At 70.6% G+C, this 18,497-nt stretch carries 16 protein-coding genes; 7 read left to right on the top strand and 9 right to left on the bottom strand.

The annotated features are described in order from the left end of the window. Window positions 1-48 precede the first annotated feature (48 nt). Complete coding sequence (locus JNO44_RS30070; protein ID WP_205366847.1) at window positions 49-789, top strand: ABC transporter ATP-binding protein; 741 nt, start codon at window positions 49-51, stop codon at window positions 787-789. Further along, complete coding sequence (locus JNO44_RS30065; RefSeq protein ID WP_205366846.1) at window positions 771-1,952, top strand: hypothetical protein; 1,182 nt, start codon at window positions 771-773, stop codon at window positions 1,950-1,952. The genes JNO44_RS30070 and JNO44_RS30065 overlap by 19 nt, the downstream gene beginning before the upstream one ends. A gap of 991 nt (window positions 1,953-2,943) precedes the next feature. Here JNO44_RS30065 and JNO44_RS30060 read toward each other — a convergent pair. Further along, complete coding sequence (locus JNO44_RS30060) at window positions 2,944-3,366, bottom strand: RidA family protein (protein WP_205366845.1); 423 nt, start codon at window positions 3,364-3,366, stop codon at window positions 2,944-2,946. A 167-nt stretch (window positions 3,367-3,533) separates the two neighbouring features. Between JNO44_RS30060 and JNO44_RS30055 the strand changes: the two genes are divergently transcribed. The 3 genes from JNO44_RS30055 to JNO44_RS30045 all read left to right on the top strand — a co-directional run bounded on the left by JNO44_RS30055 (window position 3,534) and on the right by JNO44_RS30045 (window position 6,387). Then, the gene (locus tag JNO44_RS30055) at window positions 3,534-3,941 is read left to right on the top strand and encodes a MarR family winged helix-turn-helix transcriptional regulator (RefSeq protein WP_102925966.1); all 408 of its coding nucleotides are present in this window, start codon (window positions 3,534-3,536) and stop codon (window positions 3,939-3,941) included. A gap of 1 nt (window position 3,942) precedes the next feature. Continuing rightward, window positions 3,943-5,112, top strand: a complete 1,170-nt coding sequence (locus JNO44_RS30050; protein ID WP_205366844.1) for an LOG family protein — start codon at window positions 3,943-3,945, stop codon at window positions 5,110-5,112. Between the two features lie 213 nt (window positions 5,113-5,325). Continuing rightward, window positions 5,326-6,387: a DMT family protein gene (locus JNO44_RS30045; RefSeq protein WP_240167710.1), complete on the top strand. Its 1,062-nt coding sequence runs from the start codon at window positions 5,326-5,328 to the stop codon at window positions 6,385-6,387. A 124-nt stretch (window positions 6,388-6,511) separates the two neighbouring features. Here JNO44_RS30045 and JNO44_RS30040 read toward each other — a convergent pair whose 3' ends face one another. Next, the gene (locus JNO44_RS30040) at window positions 6,512-7,648 is read right to left on the bottom strand and encodes a glycosyltransferase family 4 protein (protein WP_205366842.1); all 1,137 of its coding nucleotides are present in this window, start codon (window positions 7,646-7,648) and stop codon (window positions 6,512-6,514) included. Continuing rightward, window positions 7,554-8,846, bottom strand: coding sequence for a glycosyltransferase family 87 protein (locus JNO44_RS30035; RefSeq protein WP_240167709.1), 1,293 nt, complete (start codon window positions 8,844-8,846; stop codon window positions 7,554-7,556). Before JNO44_RS30035 ends, JNO44_RS30040 begins: the two co-directional genes overlap by 95 nt. 485 nt (window positions 8,847-9,331) lie before the next feature. On the opposite strand from JNO44_RS30035, the gene JNO44_RS30030 reads away from it, so the two are divergent. Next, entirely contained in the window at window positions 9,332-10,486 is a 1,155-nt protein-coding gene (locus JNO44_RS30030; RefSeq protein ID WP_205366840.1) for a sensor histidine kinase, read from the top strand. Further along, entirely contained in the window at window positions 10,480-11,166 is a 687-nt protein-coding gene (locus JNO44_RS30025; RefSeq protein ID WP_039632360.1) for a response regulator, read from the top strand. The genes JNO44_RS30030 and JNO44_RS30025 overlap by 7 nt, the downstream gene beginning before the upstream one ends. 115 nt (window positions 11,167-11,281) lie before the next feature. Here the strand turns inward: JNO44_RS30025 and JNO44_RS30020 are convergent, their stop codons facing one another. From JNO44_RS30020 to frr, 6 genes are all read right to left on the bottom strand, one after another. Next, the gene (locus tag JNO44_RS30020) at window positions 11,282-12,352 is read right to left on the bottom strand and encodes an ABC transporter ATP-binding protein (RefSeq protein ID WP_205366839.1); all 1,071 of its coding nucleotides are present in this window, start codon (window positions 12,350-12,352) and stop codon (window positions 11,282-11,284) included. Next, window positions 12,353-14,002 carry an ABC transporter permease gene (locus tag JNO44_RS30015; protein ID WP_205366838.1) on the bottom strand — a complete coding sequence of 550 codons (1,650 nt, stop codon included), beginning with the start codon at window positions 14,000-14,002 and terminating at the stop codon, window positions 12,353-12,355. Between the two features lie 53 nt (window positions 14,003-14,055). Then, on the bottom strand, window positions 14,056-15,138 hold the full coding sequence (locus JNO44_RS30010) for a thiamine ABC transporter substrate-binding protein (protein ID WP_205366837.1): 1,083 nt from the start codon (window positions 15,136-15,138) through the stop codon (window positions 14,056-14,058). Window positions 15,139-15,396: 258 nt separating this feature from the next. After that, the gene (gene rlmN, locus JNO44_RS30005; protein WP_205366836.1) at window positions 15,397-16,509 is read right to left on the bottom strand and encodes a dual-specificity RNA methyltransferase RlmN; all 1,113 of its coding nucleotides are present in this window, start codon (window positions 16,507-16,509) and stop codon (window positions 15,397-15,399) included. 167 nt (window positions 16,510-16,676) lie between these two features. After that, complete coding sequence (locus tag JNO44_RS30000; RefSeq protein ID WP_205366835.1) at window positions 16,677-17,828, bottom strand: phosphatidate cytidylyltransferase; 1,152 nt, start codon at window positions 17,826-17,828, stop codon at window positions 16,677-16,679. Next, on the bottom strand, window positions 17,828-18,385 hold the full coding sequence (gene frr, locus JNO44_RS29995; RefSeq protein WP_016572240.1) for a ribosome recycling factor: 558 nt from the start codon (window positions 18,383-18,385) through the stop codon (window positions 17,828-17,830). The genes JNO44_RS30000 and frr overlap by 1 nt, the downstream gene beginning before the upstream one ends. Between the last annotated feature and the right edge of the window lie 112 nt (window positions 18,386-18,497).

Raw genomic sequence — 18,497 nt, 5'->3', positions numbered from 1 at the left:
TCCCCCCGCCGGGGGAAGCGAGCAGCGAAACAAGCGAGAGGTGTGCAGATGGTGGCCCCGCCTGACAACGACGTTCTGCGGGCCCACGGCCTGCACCACACACACGGCGCCACCGTCGCCCTCACCGATGTCTCGCTCGATGTCCGCGAAGGCGAGATCTTTGCCGTCTCCGGCCCCCGCGGCAGCGGCAAGACCACGCTCCTCAAATGCCTGTCCGGACAGCTCGTCCCGACCCAGGGCGAGATCTGGTTCAACGGCTCCCCCGTCCACACCCTCTCCTCTCCCAGCCGCGAACGGCTGCGTCTCGACCGGTTCGGCTGGATCGACACCGAACCCCATCTCGTTCCCGAACTCAGCGCCTGGGAGAACGCCGCCCTCCCGCTCCTGCTGCGCGGCGCCGGCCACCGCGCGGCCAAGCACACCGCCATCGAGTGGCTGGAACGCCTCGACGTGGGCATGTGCGCCCGCCGCCGCCCCGGCCGGCTCGACCAGTCCCAGCGCCAGCGCGTCGCCATCGCCCGCGCCCTGGTCACCACCCCGCAGGTGCTCTTCGCCGACGAACCCACGGCTCCCCTGCACAGCGCCGACGGCACCCAGGTACTGCGCACCCTGACCACCGCGGCCCGCTCGCACCACATCACCGTTGTCCTGGCGACCTACGACCCCAAGGTCGCCGCCCTCGCCGACCGGACCATCGCGCTGCTGGACGGCCGCCGCTCGGGCGCCGTTCCCGAGACCGCCGGCGCCTCCGATGAGGAAAGCAGGGCAGCGTGCTCGCTCTCCGTCTAGCCCGCGGCACCCACCCCCTCGTCCTGCTGCGCCGTCTCCTCGTCACCGCCGCCGCGGCCGGCACCGGCTTCCTGGTGCTGGCCGCCCTGGGCCACGCCGCCGCCCACCCCGCCACGGCCGGCGACTCCCTGGCCCGGCTCCTGTGGTGCACCGCCCCGCTCGCCGCCACCGCCCAACTCGCGGTGTCCATGGCCCGTACGGACCCGGCCGCCCGGCTGCAGCGCGGCATGGCCGCCGCCGGCCTCGGCCCGTTCCGGCTCACCCTGCTCGCCGCAACCTCCACCGCCCTCTTCTGCGCCCTCGGCGTCCTCCTCTCGCTCGTCGTCTTCCTGGCCCTCCGCGGCGACCTGGGCACCGCCGCCTCCGGCACCGCCACCGGCTCCCGCGCCATCGACTCCGGTTTGCTCGGCGCCGGTCACCCGCTGCCGTGGATCGGCGCCCTCATGCTGATCTCCGTCATCCCGCTGACCGCAGCCGTGGCCACCGCCTTCTCGCTCCGGCCCCGCACCGAAGCGGGCGCCGTCGACACCGACACTCCTTCGACCACCGAAGCCCCCTCAGGTCTCCCCTGGGGTGTCGCCCTGGCCGCGGCGGGTCTGGCCATCGAGGCATACACCAGCCCCGCCGCCGGCGCCGCCGGCGAACTCCTGCCCCTCTCCGGTCGGCTGATCGGCAGCCCGCCGGGCATCCTGGCCGGCTGGGCCCTCGCCGCCATCGGTCTCGTACTGGCCGGCCCCGGCCTGGTCTATCTGTCCGGCCAACTGCTGTGCGCAGGCCGTCCCGGCGCACTGCGCCTGCTGTCCGGGCGCGTCCTCCAGGAGGAGTCGCACCGGCTGGGCCGCCCCCTCGGCGTCCTCTGCGCGGTCGCCTCCGGCGTCTACGCCGCCGGCGTGCTGCACCAAGCCGCTCCTTCCCGTCCCCTCGGTCCGTTCACCGCGATCGGCGCAGCGGTCGTCCTTGCCTGCGTCACCGTCAGCGCGTTGAGCTCCGCCCTCGAATCCCGGGCGGCCCGCGCCCGCAGCACGGCCACCCTGCGCCGGCTGGGCGCATCCGCCTTCGTCCTCCACCGCGCCACGGCCCTGCGCGCCACGGCCCTCGTGCTCGTCCTCGGCCCCCTGACCTGGACCGTCGCCGAGATGGCAACGCTTCCGCTGGTGCATTGAGTCGCGGCGTGCAGAGCTCGGGCGCGCCGGCTCCCGTGCGTTGCACTTGGGTTGGGCAGCTCCTGGCACATGGGAGTGTGCGCAAGCCGCTGATGTCTGCGGCGGAGTCCCGTGAAGCGGCGTTCCTCCAGTCGACGTTCTCCTTCAGGCGACATTCCTTGAGGCGCTGTTCCTTGAGGCGGTACCTCTCTGAGGCGACATTTGTCGAGGCGGTGTTCGTCGAGGTGGTGATGCCCGGTGCCGCCTGGTCCGCAGCGTCGAAGGGCCATGTGGCGAGTTATGACGCGGCATAGGGCTGTGTGTCGTGGATCTGTGTGTCGTAGGGCTGCTCCGCGAAGGGCCGTGTCGTGAGGGGCCGTGCCGTGAAGGACGGCAGGGCAACGGGGAACCCCGGAACGTGGTGTGCCGAAGTCCGGTGCTGGTTCTGTCCGTTCCCCTCTACGTGTTCCTCTCTGCGTTTCCCTCCCTGTGTGTTCCTCCCTGTGCGTGCGTCGTTCGGTGTTTTGCCGGGTGCCTCCTTCTGGTGTGGCGGGGTGCGACAGGAAACGATGGTGATGCGCTCGTGTGGCCGCGGGCGCGAGCCGGCCCGGCCGGAGAAGGCGGAGAAGCAGCCAGAGGAAACGCAGAAGGAGCCCTGCTGGGCCTGCTCGGTCTGGTGGGTTGAAGTCGGGCGTTGAGGTGGCCGTCCGGTGGGTGGGCAGGGCGGCTCGAGCAGGCTGTGACACGACGCGGTAGATGCGGTGAATGCCCTGGATGCGGTCGGCGCCGTTACTGGGGCCTGTGGGGTCGTTGGGTTGGCGGCTCGGCGAGGCCCGGCCAGTCCGGGTTCCTTCGGTGTCGGCGACAACGGATACCGGGATCTCTCCCAGTGTCGAGCCGCGGTGCCGGGCCGGGCGAAAGGCGTCGGTCGGTCGGGGCGCGCCCGGCCGGGACGGAGTCGCGTAGCGCGGTGCGGGCCGACCAGCGACCGACGGGGATGCGCGCCCGGCCGTCAGCGGGCGAGGGCGGTGGCCTCGACCTCTATTCGCCACTCCGGCTGGGCCAGCGACGAGACTTCGAGCAAGGTGTCCGCGGGATAGGGCTCTGACAAGAACTCCTCGCGCAGGGTGATGACATGGGCGAGGTCGGCGGCCATGTCCGTGACGAAGATGCCGACCTTCACCACATCGGCGAGCGACGACCCGGCCTCGGCGAGGACCCGCCCGACGTTCGCGAACGCCTGACGGCCCTGGGCCAGGAAGTCGTCCGAGACGGTCCGCCCCTGCTCATCGATCCCCGCCTGACCGGATACGTGGATCAGTCCGCCGGCCTTGATGGCCTGTGAAATCTTGTACGGCTCATACCAGTCCGGTGTGGTCGCGATCCGCTGGATCTCCTGGGCACTTCCCGCTTCCGTGACATCCGTCGACGACATAACACTCCCCCTCACATTTCCATGTACACGCATCCCTTGCATGCACATACATAAGTTTCAGGCGCATGTACGCTGCTGTCAAGAGCTCAGTGGGAAACGCCTCGGAACGCCGGAGAGCAACGCCGGACAGGCCAGACACCAGAAGAGAACAGAAGAGAGCGGAAACGATGGACGCGGAGCACTGGGACCGGTTCGGAGCACTGCACACACGCATCGAGCAGGAGTTGGCGAAGGCCCTGCAACAGCATCACCGACTCGGCCTCTCCGAGTACCGCGCGCTGGCTCGTCTCGCGGATTCGGAGGACGGCGAACTGCGGATGCAGGAACTCGCCGATCTGATCGGTCTCAACCAGAGTTCGGTCAGCCGACTCGCCTCGCGTCTGGAGTCGTCCGGCCTGACCCGCCGGGACCTGTGCCCCGACGACCGGCGCGGCGTCTACAGCGTGATCACCGACGAGGGCCGCGAGATGCAGAGCAGGGCGCGCCCGACATACGACAGTGCTCTGCGCACCGCTCTCGACGCCGCCGCCGAAGACGGTCTGCTCGGCCCCCTGGTGAAGTCCCTGCGGTCCTAGCATGGCGGATGTGCAGTCGAGCGCAGAGCCCCCGGTGCCCCTCGGTTCCCAGGAGCACGGCGGCGAGATCGGCGCGCTCGCGGAGTTCGACCGGGTCGCCGCGACCGGCAGGCTCGCCGGATATCGCATCCGCTCCCTCGACCTGACGGACCGTACGTTCGCCCTGCTCGCCACGGACACCGCGGATGCCGTCTTCCTCGGCTGTGCGATGGAACCGGACGCCGCCGTGAAGGTACGCGCCGGTGGCGCCCTGGTCTTCCCACCGGCTCCGGGCCTGCCGTTCGACCCCTATCGCGGCACGCTCTACACTCCGGACGAACTCTTCGCGGGACTGCTCGACGCCGGCTACGACGCCACCCCGGACGCGCGCACCTACCGCTGGTACCAGGAGACGAAGGCGACCGGCGATGTGGTCGCCGGCATGCTGCGCAGCATCCACGACGACACCGTTTCCGACGCTCTCGACGAATATCTCGCCGGGGCACGCGTGGTGGGGGTCCTGGGCGGGCACGCCATGGAGCGCGGCTCCGCTGCCTATGCGGGAGCAGCCACGCTGGGGCGCCGGCTCGGCCGCACCGGCCTGACCATCGCGACCGGCGGCGGCCCCGGTGCGATGGAAGCGGCGAACCTCGGAGCGTACGCGGCGCCGTTCGAGGACGCCATGCTCGACGAAGCGCTGGACCTCCTCTCCACGACCCCGCACGTCAGGCCCTCGGTCACAGCATGGGCGAGCGTCGCGTACGAAGTGCTCCGGAACCGGCCGGGCGGCGGAACGTCCATCGCCATGCCCACCTGGTGCTATGGGCACGAGCCTCCGCATGCCTTCGCCACCCACATCGCGAAGTACTTCGCGAACGCGCTGCGCGAGGAGGGGCTGCTGGCCCGGTCCAACGCCGGTGTGGTGTTCCTGCCCGGCGCGGCGGGGACCGTGCAGGAGGTCTTCGACGCCGCGACCCTCAACTACTACCGGTCGGACAGTGGACCGACCCCCATGGTGCTGGTGGACCGCGAGTACTGGACGGAGACGCTGCCTGTCTGGCCCCTGCTCCGGACGCTGGCGACCGGACACCCGATGACGGCCCGGATCGCCTTGGTCGATTCCGTCGACGATGTCCCGGAGGCGCTGACCCACCTCACCTCTACCGCGACCGACCCTGACGACCATCGCTGAAAGTCGCTCCCCGGTTGCCGTTCCCGACGGCCGCGCGGGAGCCCCGGGAGCCGGCGGGGAGCCTCGTCCGGAGCCCGCCACGGTCGCGTGTTCTGTACCCCGGCTTTCGCCGGCTGGAGAACTTTTCGCCCGCCGAGGCAACTCACGTCCCGAAATGCGCGTCTGCCAAGCCAGGTAATGAACAGGTAATGCAGCACGCGAACGGAGCCCTCGGTGATCATCGGCCTTCTGACGGCCATAGCAGCGTCCGTCTGCTACGGCACCGGTTCGGTCCTTCAGGCGGTGGGCTCGCGGAAGTCCGCGCGCCGGGAGGCTGCGAAGGCAACTGGTGGTGCTGTCACCCAGCACGGCGGCCCCAGCCTGTCGTCCACCGCCAAGGCAGCCGTGACCTGGGAATTCATGGTCGGCACCGTGCTGGACTTCATAGGCTTCGGGCTGGGTGCGCTCGCCGCGCGGCTGCTGCCGCTGTTCCTTTCGCAAACCGTGATCAGCGCCAACCTCGTGATCACGGCCGTACTCAGCATCAAGCTCCTCAACATCCGGCTCACCCGTAACGAATGGGTCTCCATCGGCGTGGTCTGCTCGGCGCTGGTACTGCTGGCCACCGCCGCCGGGCCGGAGGGCAGCGGCCATACCCCGATCGGCACCCACTGGTGGCTGCTGGTGGCCTCGGTCGTGATCATCGGTGGCGGCACCCTGATCGTGCGCCTGCTCGGCGGACGGGCGGCGATCCTCGCGGGTCTGCTGTCCGGCCTGGGCTTCGGCGCGCTCGGCGTCGGCGTACGCGTGCTGAACGGTGTGGATCCGTTCCATCTGCCCTCCCTCCTCGGCGATCCGGCGCTGTACGCGATCCTGGTCGCGGGCATGGGCGGCATGTATCTCCATACTGTCGCCCTGCAGATCGGTTCGGTGAACGGGGCCACGGCGGCTCTGGTGGTGGGCGAGACCGTCGTGCCCGGCATCCTCGGCGTGCTGTGGCTGGGGGACTCCTCTCGTCCGGGCTTCGCCTGGATGGCGATCCTTGGTTTCGTGGTCGCTGTGGCCGGGGCCGTCGCGGTCGCCTGGTTCGGCGAGCCGGAGACGGCTCCGGAACAGGGTGCGGATCAGCAGGTGCGGAAGGCGGGACCGGGTCCGGATACGGGCGCCGATCCGGCGTGGGGGGCGGACCGGGAAAGCGCGTCGGGGCAGGAGTCCGGCTGGATGGGTCCGGACGGCGGCAAGCCCGCCGGCGCCGAGAGCTCTTCTTCGGAGGGGGCGCGTCAGGCGGCAGTGTGAGCCGCTGCCTGCGCCGAGCGTGAGCCCCCTCGCCACAGCTCGTCGTACGCGGTCGGGCGCACGGTCGTCTCCAGCGTCGCCGGCGCCGGAGTGGGACGGCGGGTTCCCCGCCCCCTGCGATCGCTCATGGATCTCTGGCCAACAACCGTGCCAGCCGCTCGTAGGAACGGTCCCAGCCCCACTCTTCCGCCACCCAGGCCCGCCCCTTCTCTCCCATCGCCCGCGCGGCTTCCGGGTTGGTCAACAGGGCGATCAACCGCTCGGCCACGGCATCCGGGCTTCGACCGTCGATGACGTGCCCCGTCTCCCCGTCGCGGACCGTATCGGGTGCACCTCCCGAATCGCCGACCAGTACGGGGAGCCCGGCGGCCGCCGCCTCCAGGAAGACGATTCCCAACCCCTCGACCTCAAGTCCGCGCCGCCGGGTGCGGCACGGCATCGCGAAGACATCGGCCGCGGCGTAGAACGCCGGGAGGGTCCGGTGCGGCTGGGCGCCCGCGAAGACCACGCCCTCGTCCAGGGCCTCGGTGGTGACGAGCCGGCGCAGTCGCGGTTCATCGGGGCCGCCGCCGACGAGCAGCACCACCGCGTCGGGCACCCGGCGACGAATCTGCGTCAGCGCGCGGATCAATGTGTCCTGGCCCTTCCGCGGCACGAGCCGGGCCGCACACAGGATCACCCGCCGTCCGGCGAGGCCGTAGCGCTGGCGCACGGCACGCCCGTCGAGCCCGGGGCGGAATGCTTCGGAATCGACTCCGGGGACGAGTCGCGCCATGCGGCCCGCGGCGGCGGGCCCGATTGCGGCCGCTATCGGTGCCCGGGTGCTCGCACCGAGGTACGTCACCGCATCCGTCGCCGCACCGATCCTACGGAGCAGCGGACGAGCCCCAGGGGTCCGTGCCCACCAGACCTCGTGGCCGTGTGTGGTGGCCACGATCCTGGCCACTCCCGTTTCCCGCCGCAGTCGCGCGGCCATCAGTCCGAGCGGCGCCGCGGCTCCGAACCACACGCTGTCACATGCGTATCGGCGGGCGAGAGCAGCGGCACGGGACGTGATGCGGTGCGTAGGGAGCAGCATCGGGGCCGGATCGCGGATCACCGGGAAGGGCAATGCGGCGTCATGGGCCGGTGCCCCGGGTTCGGACGACGTGTAGACGACCACCGCATCATGCGGGAAGCGGGTGGCCATGGCATGGACGAAGGTTTCGATACCGCCTTGGCGAGGCGGGAAGTCGTTGGTGACGATCAGCGTGCGGCTCATGGAGCCGTCTCCTCTCCAGGTTCGGGGTCGGCCCGCTTCCGGCCCGCCCCGCCCCGCCCGCCGTCTGTGGAGGGCCGCTCAAAGGTCGTTCGCCGCAGCGACGTTCACGGTCGTCGGCCCGACGCTGGTGCGGATGGGGAACTGCGCCGGATCGGGAGTGCCCGGGTGGGGCGGCCGACCTTGCGGAGTCCACCAGGGGCCGGAAGGGCGAGCAGTGACCGGCCGGCGTGCGTGATCCGGCCGGGGCATGCGCCAGGCACGGCCATGCCCAGAGCATCAGGGGATAGACGAGGTACCCGAAGCGGGTGGCCGGCATCAGTGCCATGGCGAGCGCGAGCCCCATCGCCAGACGGTCGGCCGCCGCCGGCACCGTCCGCGGCGGCCGGATCAGCAGCGACGCGGCGATGCCGAGGGCCGCCACCGCGAGCAGCACCATCGCGATGAGCGTCCCGCCGGGGACGTAGGCGGCCAGGAGTCGCCCGGGCAGCGGGCTTTCGGCAGGTGATGCCGTCGTCCCCAACCCCAGCGGGAACGCCAGGACGTTCTCGGCGAAGCCACGGGGGTCGATCAGCAAAAAGGGGAGCACCGCTGTCGCTACCGCGAGGATGGCGGTGGCGCCACAGGTGAGGGCCTGACCTCGGCCATGGCGGGTGGCCACGAGGGCAAGGGCGACCGGCAGGGCGGGCCAGGCCGTCCACTTCAGCGCTGCCGCGATGCCCAGCAGGAGCCCCGCGCGCACCGGCTTTCCGCGGCCGGCCGTGGCCAGTCCCCAACACATCAGGCCGATGACCGGGAGGTCGATGCCGCCGACGACCAGCGGCAGGGCCACCAGAGGGCAGACCGCCAGCCACAGCGCGGCAGACACGCCGTCTCGGCGGGATGCACCGCGAGGCCCCGTCCGGTGATCGGGGGCGGCCCGAGCGCTGCGGACGAGCGTGGTCACCGCGCCGGCCGTCGACAAGAAGAACGTTCCGGCCATCCACCATCGGGCGTCCGTCAACGGCCCGTCACCGAACAGCGCGTGCGGCAGGCCGAAGACCGCCATGCCCGGCAGGTACGGGTTGTAGTCCGCGACGGTGGCGGGCGCGGGTATGTAAGGACTGCCGGAGTGCAGCAGCAGGTCGCCCGAGCGCTGGACGACCGCCACTTCGAGTTGTGCGCTGCCGGCCAGTACGAGAAGGAGAAGCGGCAGGCCCACCGTCCCCACCACGGCAATCGCCAGGGGCAGTCGAGTGCTGATCGTGGGGGCGCGCGGTGTGCCCCACCGTCTCGCGCGGAGCGCCGTGACCACCGCGGCGCAGCCGTAACCGACCGCCGCGATAAGACCCCACGTGCGGTGCGGCGGAAGGCTGGTGAGCAATCCGAGGCCGAGCGCGGCGACCGCGCACGCGCTCCACCCCCATACCTCGTGGTTCCTGTGCCCGCGGTTCCCGCCGTCCCAACGCCACGGTGCGCGCGCAGCCCGCAGCGACGCACGACACGACGCCAATTCCCTTTTTCGAAACGCAAGTTGACTCTTCATGACGCTCCCGTCCTCGCCTTGATCACGAGGCTATGGACGGTCGGATCACGGGGCGTCAAACGAGCAACCTAACTTCGGCGTCAACCCGTGGCATGACATGCCGATCGTGGATCAACCCGTGCTGCGATGCGGCTGCCACCGCGAGCCGAAAAAATAGCGGCATGAGCACTTCTCTCCGGCAGCGGCTGCGCACATGGGTCGCGTCGCCGTTCTATCCCTGGACCTCCGGCGGGGCGCTCACGGCGTTCGCGGCCGTGGAGCTGCTGGTCGTGCCACGGCACTCACTGGTGATCGCGCTCGGCGTGCTGCTGTCCGCGGCAGCACTGGCGTGGCGGCGTTCCCATCCGGCCACCGCTGCGCTCTCGGCCGCAGCGGTCCTGGTCAGTTTCGCCGCCGGGACAGACCTCTATATCGCGGCGACCGCCAGCGGCCTCATGGCGTGCTACACCCTCGGCCGCCACCGCGTGGCGCATCCGGCGCTGCTCGTCGGCGGCGGCTCGGCGCTCTCCCTCGCGGTGAACGTCTGGCACATCGTCTCCTGGCACCCGAGGTCGTACTCCTTCGATCTGCTCGCCGAGTGGTTCGTGCTGACCGTCGCGATCCTGGCGGCTGTCTCGATGGGTGACGCGGTACGCGCGCGCGAAGAGACGCAGCGGGAGCGGGCGGCGGCACAGGCCCGGGTCCTCGCGATGGAGCGACGACAGGCTGCCGAGGCCGAACGGGCGGCGATCGCCCGCGAGTTGCACGACGTCGTCTCGCACTCGGTCTCGGTGATCGCGGTGCAGGCGGAGAGCGCCACCTACACCACACCGGACCTGTCGCCGCAGGCTCGCGAGGGCTTCCAGCAGATCGCCGCGTCCGCCCGCGCGTCGATGACCGAACTGCGCCGGCTACTGGGCGTGCTGCGGACGGACCCTCAGGACCGCACCGGTACGGCACCGCAGCCGACGCTGGAAGCGCTGGGTGATCTGATAGCGCAGCACCGGTCGGTGGGCGGCGAGGTGGAGCTGCGGGTCAGCGGAGATCGGGTCGAATTGCCGACGTCCTGCGAGCTGTCCGCGTATCGCATCGTGCAGGAGGGGCTGACCAATGTGCGCCGGCATGCCCCAGGGGCACACGCGGTGGTGGAGATCGACTACCGGCCGGACCGGCTGGCGGTGCGGATTGCGGACGACGGGCCGGGCCAGCCGGGCGTGGTCCACTCCGGTCATGGCCTGGCCGGTATGCAGGAGCGGGCGGCATTGCTCGGCGGAAAGCTCACCGCCAGCCCGGGCCCGGACGGCGGCTTTCTCGTGGAGGCGGAGCTCCCGTGGTGATCAGAGCAATCGTGGCCGACGACCAGGCCATCGTCCGCACCGGGTTCGTCAATCTCCTGGGCACCCAGGACGACATCGAGGTGGTGGGCGAGGCCGAGGACGGTGTCCAGGCGGTCCGGATCGCCGCCGAGCAGCGTCCGGACCTCGCGCTGCTCGACATCCGGATGCCGCACAAGAACGGTATCGAGGCCGCCCGCGAGATCACCCGGGCGTCCGGTGGTGCCACCAAGGCGCTGATGCTGACGACGTTCGGGCTCGACGAGTATGTGTACGACGCGCTGGCGGCCGGGGCGAGCGGGTTCCTGCTGAAGGACACCACGTTTCCCGAACTGCTGCATGCCGTAAGGGTCGTGGCGGAGGGCAATGCGCTGCTGGCGCCCGAGCTGACCAAGCGGTTGATCGCGGAGTTCGTCAAACAGCGGTCGGCACCGGTTCCCGTGCGCACGGTGGAGGAGCTGACCGGCCGTGAGGTGGAGGTGCTCGTCCACATCGCCCAGGGACTGTCCAACGCGGAGATCGCCACCCGGCTGACGATCACCGATCACACCGTCAAGACCCACATCAACCGGCTCTTCACAAAGATGGGCCTCCGTGACCGCGCTCAGGCGGTGATCCTCGCGTACGAACTGGGGCTGGTCGTCCCGCAGGGCCGACGCCCCGCCCCGCCCCCACGCGCCTAGGGCGTGTCGTCACCTTCCCGTCGTCGCGCGGGGCGGGCGGGAAGGTGATGACAGACCCCCATGGCGCCCGATCCTTCAGGAGCGATCCATGACACAGCGGCGCAACGCGGCGCGGCTAGTCCGCGGCGGCGTCCAGCACCACCACGTCCTCGGCGGCGAACGAGATCCCCACCCGGTCTCCCGTCTCCGGTGCCTCATGGAGTGGGCACGCCGCCTCCATCTGCGGCCCGCCCGACGGTTGGAGCAACAGCGCGACATGCGTGCCGCGGAACGTCCGGGCCACGACCGTGCAGGGCAGGCCGTCCGCGGCCGAGGTCAGCCGGACGCCGGCCGGGCGTACGAGCAGCCGGCAGGGGCCGTCCGGAGTGCCGGCCGGCACCGGCACCTTGCCCCACGGGGTGGCGGCGGCCTCGCCCTGCACGGTCGCCTCGACCACGTTGTCGAAGCCGAGGAAGCGGGCGACAAACGCGGTGGCGGGCCGCTGCCAGACCTCCAGCGGGGTGCCGCTCTGGGCGATCCGACCGTCCCGCATCACCACGACCCGGTCGGCGAGCGCGAACGCCTCCCCCTGGTCATGGGTGACGGCGAGTACCGTCGTCCCCAACTCGCGGAAGAGCCGCCGCAGTTCGACGACGAGACGCTCGCGCAGCCCTCGGTCCAGTTGCCCGAGCGGCTCGTCCAGCATCAGCAGGCGCGGGCTCGGGGCGAGTGCACGGGCCAGCGCGACCCGCTGCTGCTCGCCGCCGGACAGCGAGGCCACGGCCCTGCGCTGGGCACCCGGCAGCCCGACGAGGTCCAAAAGTTCAGTGACGGTGCGCTCCTGGTCGGCGCGGGAGGTTCGCCGCATCCGCAGCCCGAAGGCGACATTGCCCGCGACATCACGCTGTGGGAAGAGCTGGTGGTCCTGGAACATCAAACCGACGCCGCGCCGATGGGTGGGGATCGCCGCCTGATCGCGCCCTTCCAGCAGGACCGTGCCCTCGTCGGCGTGCTGCAGCCCGGCCACCACCCGGAGCAGGGTGGACTTGCCGCTGCCGCTGGGGCCCAGGACGCAGACGATCTCGTGCGCGGCGACGTCGAGGTCGACCGCGTCGAGGGCGGGGGCTGTGCCGAGCGTGCCGAAGCGGACGGTGACGCCGTCCAGTCGCAGCATGTGCGGTGCCGCGGTCGGGGCCTGTGCCGTCATCTAGAACTCCCCGGAGTGGTCGATGGGAAGGCGTTCCAGGGCCAGCAGGGCGGCCGCGCACACCACCATCAAGATGGTCGAAAGGGCCATTGCCTGGCCGTAGTTGAACTCCCCCGCGCGGCTCAGCAGCCGTGTCACGGCCACCGGCAGGGTGGGCTGGTCCGGCCGTGCGATGAAGACGGTCGCGCCGAACTCGCCGAGCGACACGGCGAACGCGAAGCCCGCCGCGATGAGCAGCGCCCGCCGCACCATCGGCAGGTCCACCTCGCGCCAGACCTGCCAGGGCGAGGCGCCGAGGACGGCCGCCGCCTCCCGCAGTCGACTGTCGACCGCGCGCAGCACCGGCAGCATCGTGCGGACCACGAACGGTACGCCCACCAGGGCCTGGGCGAGCGGCACCAGCCACCACGAGGACCGCAGATCCAGCGGCGGCTTGTCGAGGCTGATCAGAAACCCGAAGCCGACGGTCACGGCCGACACGCCGAGGGGCAGCATCAACAGTCCGTCGAAACCGCGCAGGAGCCGGGTGATCACCGGTGTCCGTCCGGACGGCCCGGGCTCCGGCCGGGAGCGGGTCAGCGCGGCCGCCGCCAGACCGCCGACCAGCAGTGCGATCGCGGTGGCCGCGGCACCGTAGGCGAGGGAGTTCCAGAGGGCGTCGAGGGGGGCGACGGCGAAGGTGCTGTCGGCGGACGCCGCGGATCGCAGCGTCTCGTAGAAGGCCAGGCCGTAGCCGTCGGGCCCGGCGAAGGATCGCTCGACGAGCACGGCCAGCGGCAGGACGAGCAGCACGGTGATGACCGCGAGCGTGCCCCACAGCAGTGCCCACTGGCCGGGGCCGTGCGGCCGGCGGGCGGTCAGGGAGGCGTCGACGAGCCGCAGGGTGGATTCGCGGCGCCGTACCGTCCAGGCGTGCAGCGCCAACAGCCCCAGTACGGCGGCGAACTGGATCACGGTCAGTACGGCTGCGGTGGGCAGGTCCAGGAAGTCGGCGGTCTGCCGGTAGATCTCCACCTCCAGGGTGGAGAAGGTGGGACCGCCCAGGATCTGCACGACACCGAAGGAGGTGAAGGTGAAGAGGAACACCATCAGCGCCGCGGCGGCCACGGCCGGTCCCAGCGCGGGCAGCGTCACCTTCCGCCAGGCGGCGAACCGTCCGGCTCCCAGGACCCGGGCCGCCTCTTCCTGCCGCGGGTCGAGCTGGGCCCAGAGCCCGCCGACGGTCCGCACGACGACCGCGTAGTTGAAGAAGACGTGCGCCAACAGGATCGCCCACACCGAGGTGTCCAGCCGCACGCCCCACAGCTCGTCGAGCAGGCCGCCCCGGCCGACCAGCGCAAGGAAGGCGGCGCCGACGACGACGGTCGGCAGCACGAACGGCACCGCCACCGCGGCCCGCAGCAGTTGTTTGCCGGGGAAGTCGAAGCGCGCGAAGACGTAGGCGCCGGGCAGGGCGACCAGCAGTGTCAACGCGGTCGAGGCGGCGGCCTGCCACAGGGTGAACCACAGCACGTGGAGGATGTCCGGGTGGCTGAGGACGGTCCCGAACCTGCCGAGCTGCCACTGCCCGCCGTCCTTCACCCCCCGTCCGACGATCTCGACGACGGGGTAGGCGAAGAACAGGGCGAAGAAGACAAGTGGCAGAGCCATCAGGCCGAGCCGCGCCGCCGTTCCGCGCGCGGGCCCCCTTCGGCGGGTGGGGGCTACTTCAGAACGAGCGAGGACCACTGCTTGATCCACTGGTCACGGTTCTTGTTGATCGTCTCCGGTGCGAGCGTCGCCGGCTTGTCGATCGTCGCGCCGTAGCGGGTGAACAGCTCCGGCACCTTGGCGTCCTTGCGTGCCGGGTTGACGAACATCTGCAGTGGCATGTCCTCCTGGAATTTCTTCGACAGGAGGAAGTCGAGCAGCGCCTTGCCGCCCTTCTCGTTCTTCGCGCCCTTGAGCAGGCCGCCGAATTCGATCTGCCGGAAGCAGGTGCCGGTCGCGACGCCGGTCGGGGCCTCCTTGGGTGCGGGCGTCTTGCCCATCACCTCGGCGGGCGGGCTGGAGGCATAGGAGACCACCAGTGGCTTGTCGCCCTTGCCCTTACCGGCCGCTGAGCCCGAGAAGCGCTCGTTGTACGCCTGCTCCCAGCTGTTGACGACCTCGACGCCGTTGGCCTTGAGCTTCTTCCAGTAGTCCGACCAGCCTCCCCCAGCGCCGTGGGTGGCGATGGTGCCGAGCTGGAAGGCGAGCCCCGGAGAGGAGGTGGCGGAGTTCTCCGTGACGAGCAGCCCCTTGTACTGCGGCTTGAGCAGGTCGTCGAAGCTCTGCGGCGGCGTGAGCTTGTGCGCGGTGAAGTAGGCGCGGTCGTAGTTGACGCAGATGTCGCCGTAGTCGAGAGGCGTGACCCGGTGGGCGTCCTTGTCGAGCTGGAGGTCGGCGGGGACGCTGTCGAGACCCTGGGCCTTGTAGGGGGTGAAGAGACCGGCGTTCAGACCACGCGAGAGCAGCGCGTTGTCGATCCCGAAGAAGACGTCGCCCTGCGGGTTGTCCTTGGACAGGATCGCCTTGTTGACGGCCTCGCCGGCGTCGCCGCCCTTGATCATCTTGACCTTGTAGCCGCTCTCCTTCTCGAAGGCGGCCAGGACGGACTTGGAGGCGTTGAACGAGTCATGGCTGACGAGCGTGACGGTCTTGGCGTCCGCGCTGCCGCTGTTTCCCGAGCTTCCGCACCCGGCGAGTGCGGTCATGCCGGCCGCGGCGGCGAGCGCTGCCGCGGTGATCCTGCTGGTGGTGCTCACTGATTTCCTCCTGGCTGGCCAGGAAGAGACGCGGCCCCGCCCGGTGCCCGCTGCGTTCTGCGTCGGTGACGTTCGGCAACGGACGGTGGGCGGGGCGCAACAGCATGAGTGACGACCGAACTTCCTACCCGGAATGACCCGGGCGAGGTTCAAGGGTCTGCGGGCGCCGTAGGGCTACGACGTCTCCGCACTCTCAGCGCTGTGGCGCTCCCCTGTCGGAATGTGCGTTTGTTCGACGACACCGTACCAGCGGGTGGCTCAGCGCTCCGAGGCCGCGAGCTGCCCGCAGGCGCCGTCGATCTCCTGGCCTCGGGTGTCCCGGACGGTCACCGGCACGCCGTGTGCCTCGATGGCCCGTACGAACGCCAGCTCGTCCTCTGGCCGCGAGGCGGTCCACTTCGAGCCCGGCGTCGGATTGAGCGGAATGAGGTTGACGTGGACCCGCTTGCCCTTGAGCAGCCGCCCCAGCAGGTCACCGCGCCACGCATGGTCGTTGATGTCGCGGATCAGGGCGTATTCGATCGAGACCCGGCGGCCGGACTTCTCTGCGTACTCCCACGCCGCGTCCAGCACCTCGCGGACCTTCCAGCGGGTGTTGACCGGTACGAGGGTGTCCCGCAGCTCGTCGTCGGGCGCGTGCAGCGACACCGCGAGGCGGCACTTGAAGCCCTCGTCTGCGAACCGCAGCATCGCCGGGACCAGCCCGACGGTGGAGACGGTGATGCCGCGCTGGGAGAGGCCCAGGCCGTCCGGCTCGGGGTCGGTCAGCCGCCGGATGGCGCCGACCACCCGCTTGTAGTTGGCGAGCGGCTCCCCCATGCCCATGAAGACGATGTTGGACAACCGCGCCGGACCACCGGGGACCTCTCCGTCGCGCAGCGCCCGCATCCCGTCGACGATCTGGTGCACGATCTCGGCGGTGGAGAGGTTCCGGTCCAGACCGGCCTGTCCGGTGGCGCAGAACGGGCAGTTCATGCCGCAGCCGGCCTGCGAGGAGATGCACATGGTGACCCGGTCCGGGTAGCGCATCAGGACGGACTCGACGAGGGTGCCGTCGTGCAGCCGCCACAGGGTCTTGCGAGTGGTGTCGTCGTCGCACGAGATGTGCCGCACCACCGACATCAGGTCCGGCAGCAGCTCCGCCGCCAGCTTCTCACGGGCCGCCGCGGGGATGTCGGTCCACTCCGCCGGGTCGTGCGCGTAGCGGGCGAAGTAGTGCTGCGACAGCTGCTTGGCGCGGAACGGCTTCTCACCGATCGCGGCCACCACCTCCCGGCGCTCGGCCGGACTGAGGTCGGCGAGGTGTCGAGGGGGCTTCTTGGCGCCGCGGGGGGCGACAAACGTCAGTTCTCCCGGGGCCGGGCGTGCCATGGGCGGAAACTCCTCTGTGCAACGAGGCCGGGCGGCTGCCGCCGGCGCGGAACCAGGTCCGGACGGGGCCGGAACCAGGAGACCTCACGGATCACCCCCGCGGTCGCGGGGACGGAAAGGGCGCGCCGCAAACGTGCGACGCGCCCTTCAAGGGTAACCGGCGGCGCTCAACCCGATCCCACGAAGATCACGAACAGCAGCCAGACCACCGGGGCGGTCGGCAGCAGGGAGTCCAGCCGGTCCATGATGCCGCCGTGGCCGGGCAGCAGGGTGCCCATGTCCTTGATGCCCAGATCCCGCTTGATCATGGATTCGCCGAGGTCGCCGAGAGTGGCGCTGACCGCGACGGCAACGCCGAGCAGCAGCCCCTGCCACCAGGCGCCGTCCTTGATCAGGAACTGCATGCACAGTGCGCCGGCCACCATCGCGAAGAGGACCGCGCCGACGAGCCCCTCACGGGTCTTGCCGGGGCTGATCCGCGGCGCGAGCTTCTTCCTCCCGAAGCGCCAGCCGATCGCGTAGGCCCCGGTGTCGCTGACGACCGTCAGCAGCAGGAACGTCAGCACCCGCTGCGGCCCATCGTCCGCGGCGGCCAGCATCAAGGCGACGAACGTCGCCAGGAACGGGACGTAGAACGCCGAGAAGACCGCGGCCGTGACATCCCGGAGGTAGTTCTGGGGCGCCTCTGTCATCCGCCAGACGAGGACGGCGAGCGCGGTGAGCGCCATGGCCACCCATGCGCCCTCGGCGCCGCGCACATATCCGGCGATCACCATGGCGGTGCCGCCGATCGCGAGCGGGACCAGCGGCACCCGGATGTCCTTGCGCTCCGCCAGCCGCGAGGTCAGTTCCCACAGGCCCACGACGACAGCGATCGCTATGACGCCGATGAACACCGGCTTGTAGACGAAGAGCGACGCGAGGATGACGGCGCCGAGTCCGACGCCGACCCCTATGGCGGCGCGCAGATTGCGCCCCGCGCTCTTCTTCTGCGGTTTCACTGGGTCACTGTCGGACCCGGGGGGCGAGGTGGGCATGGGCTCCTGCGGCCTGTCGTCGCGGAACAGGGGGCCGCTCAGGCGAGCAGCCCCCCGGTGCTCCGGGTTGTCCCGGTCCTCCCGGATGTCCCGATGGTCATCCTGGTGTCCGCCCGGCTCGGGCACGATGGGCATGGGCCGAGTCTGCGCCGCGCCGCCCCCGTCGTGCACGGGACCCGCCGGGACGGGAGGCGCCGCCCCGCGCAGCGAGGCGGCCGATCCGTGGTCGGGCGGTCCCCAATGGCCGGCGCCGGACGGGGTCCCCCAGGATGACTCGTTCATCAGACCTCTAGGAGCTCGGATTCCTTGTGCTTGAGGAGCTCGTCCACCTGCGCGACGTACTTCGCGGTGACGTCGTCGAGCTCCTTCTCGGCGCGGCGCACCTCGTCCTCGCCGCTCTCCTTGTCCTTGACCAGCTTGTCGAGCGACTCCTTGGCCTTGCGCCGCACGCTGCGGATCGAGATCTTGGAGTCCTCGGCCTTGTTCTTGGCGACCTTGATGAACTCGCGACGGCGCTCCTCGGTGAGCTCCGGGAACGTCACACGGATGATGTTGCCGTCGTTGCTCGGGTTGACGCCGAGGTCCGAGTCACGGATCGCCTGCTCGATGTTGCGCAGCGCGCTCTTGTCGAACGGAGTCACCACGGCCATCCGCGGCTCCGGCACCGAGAACGACGCCAGCTGGTTGATGGGCGTCATGGCACCGTAGTAGTCCGCCACGATCTTGTTGAACATCGCCGGGTGCGCACGCCCGGTGCGGATCGCGGCGAAGTCCTCCTTGGCGACCACGACGGCCTTCTCCATCTTCTCCTCGGCTTCGAGGAGGATCTCTTCGATCACCACTTGCTCCTGGTCTTTTCGGTAAGAAGCAGAGCCTCGCCCCTGCCGCGCGTCTTCTCCTGCACGGTGTCCGACCGGCAGGCGGTTGTCCATCCCCGTACCGAGGTCTTCC

The organism is Streptomyces noursei (assembly GCF_016917755.1).
Classification (GTDB): domain Bacteria; phylum Actinomycetota; class Actinomycetes; order Streptomycetales; family Streptomycetaceae; genus Streptomyces; species Streptomyces yunnanensis.
Note: the sequence above shows the minus strand (reverse complement) of the source record. Positions and strands in the feature narration are given on the sequence as shown.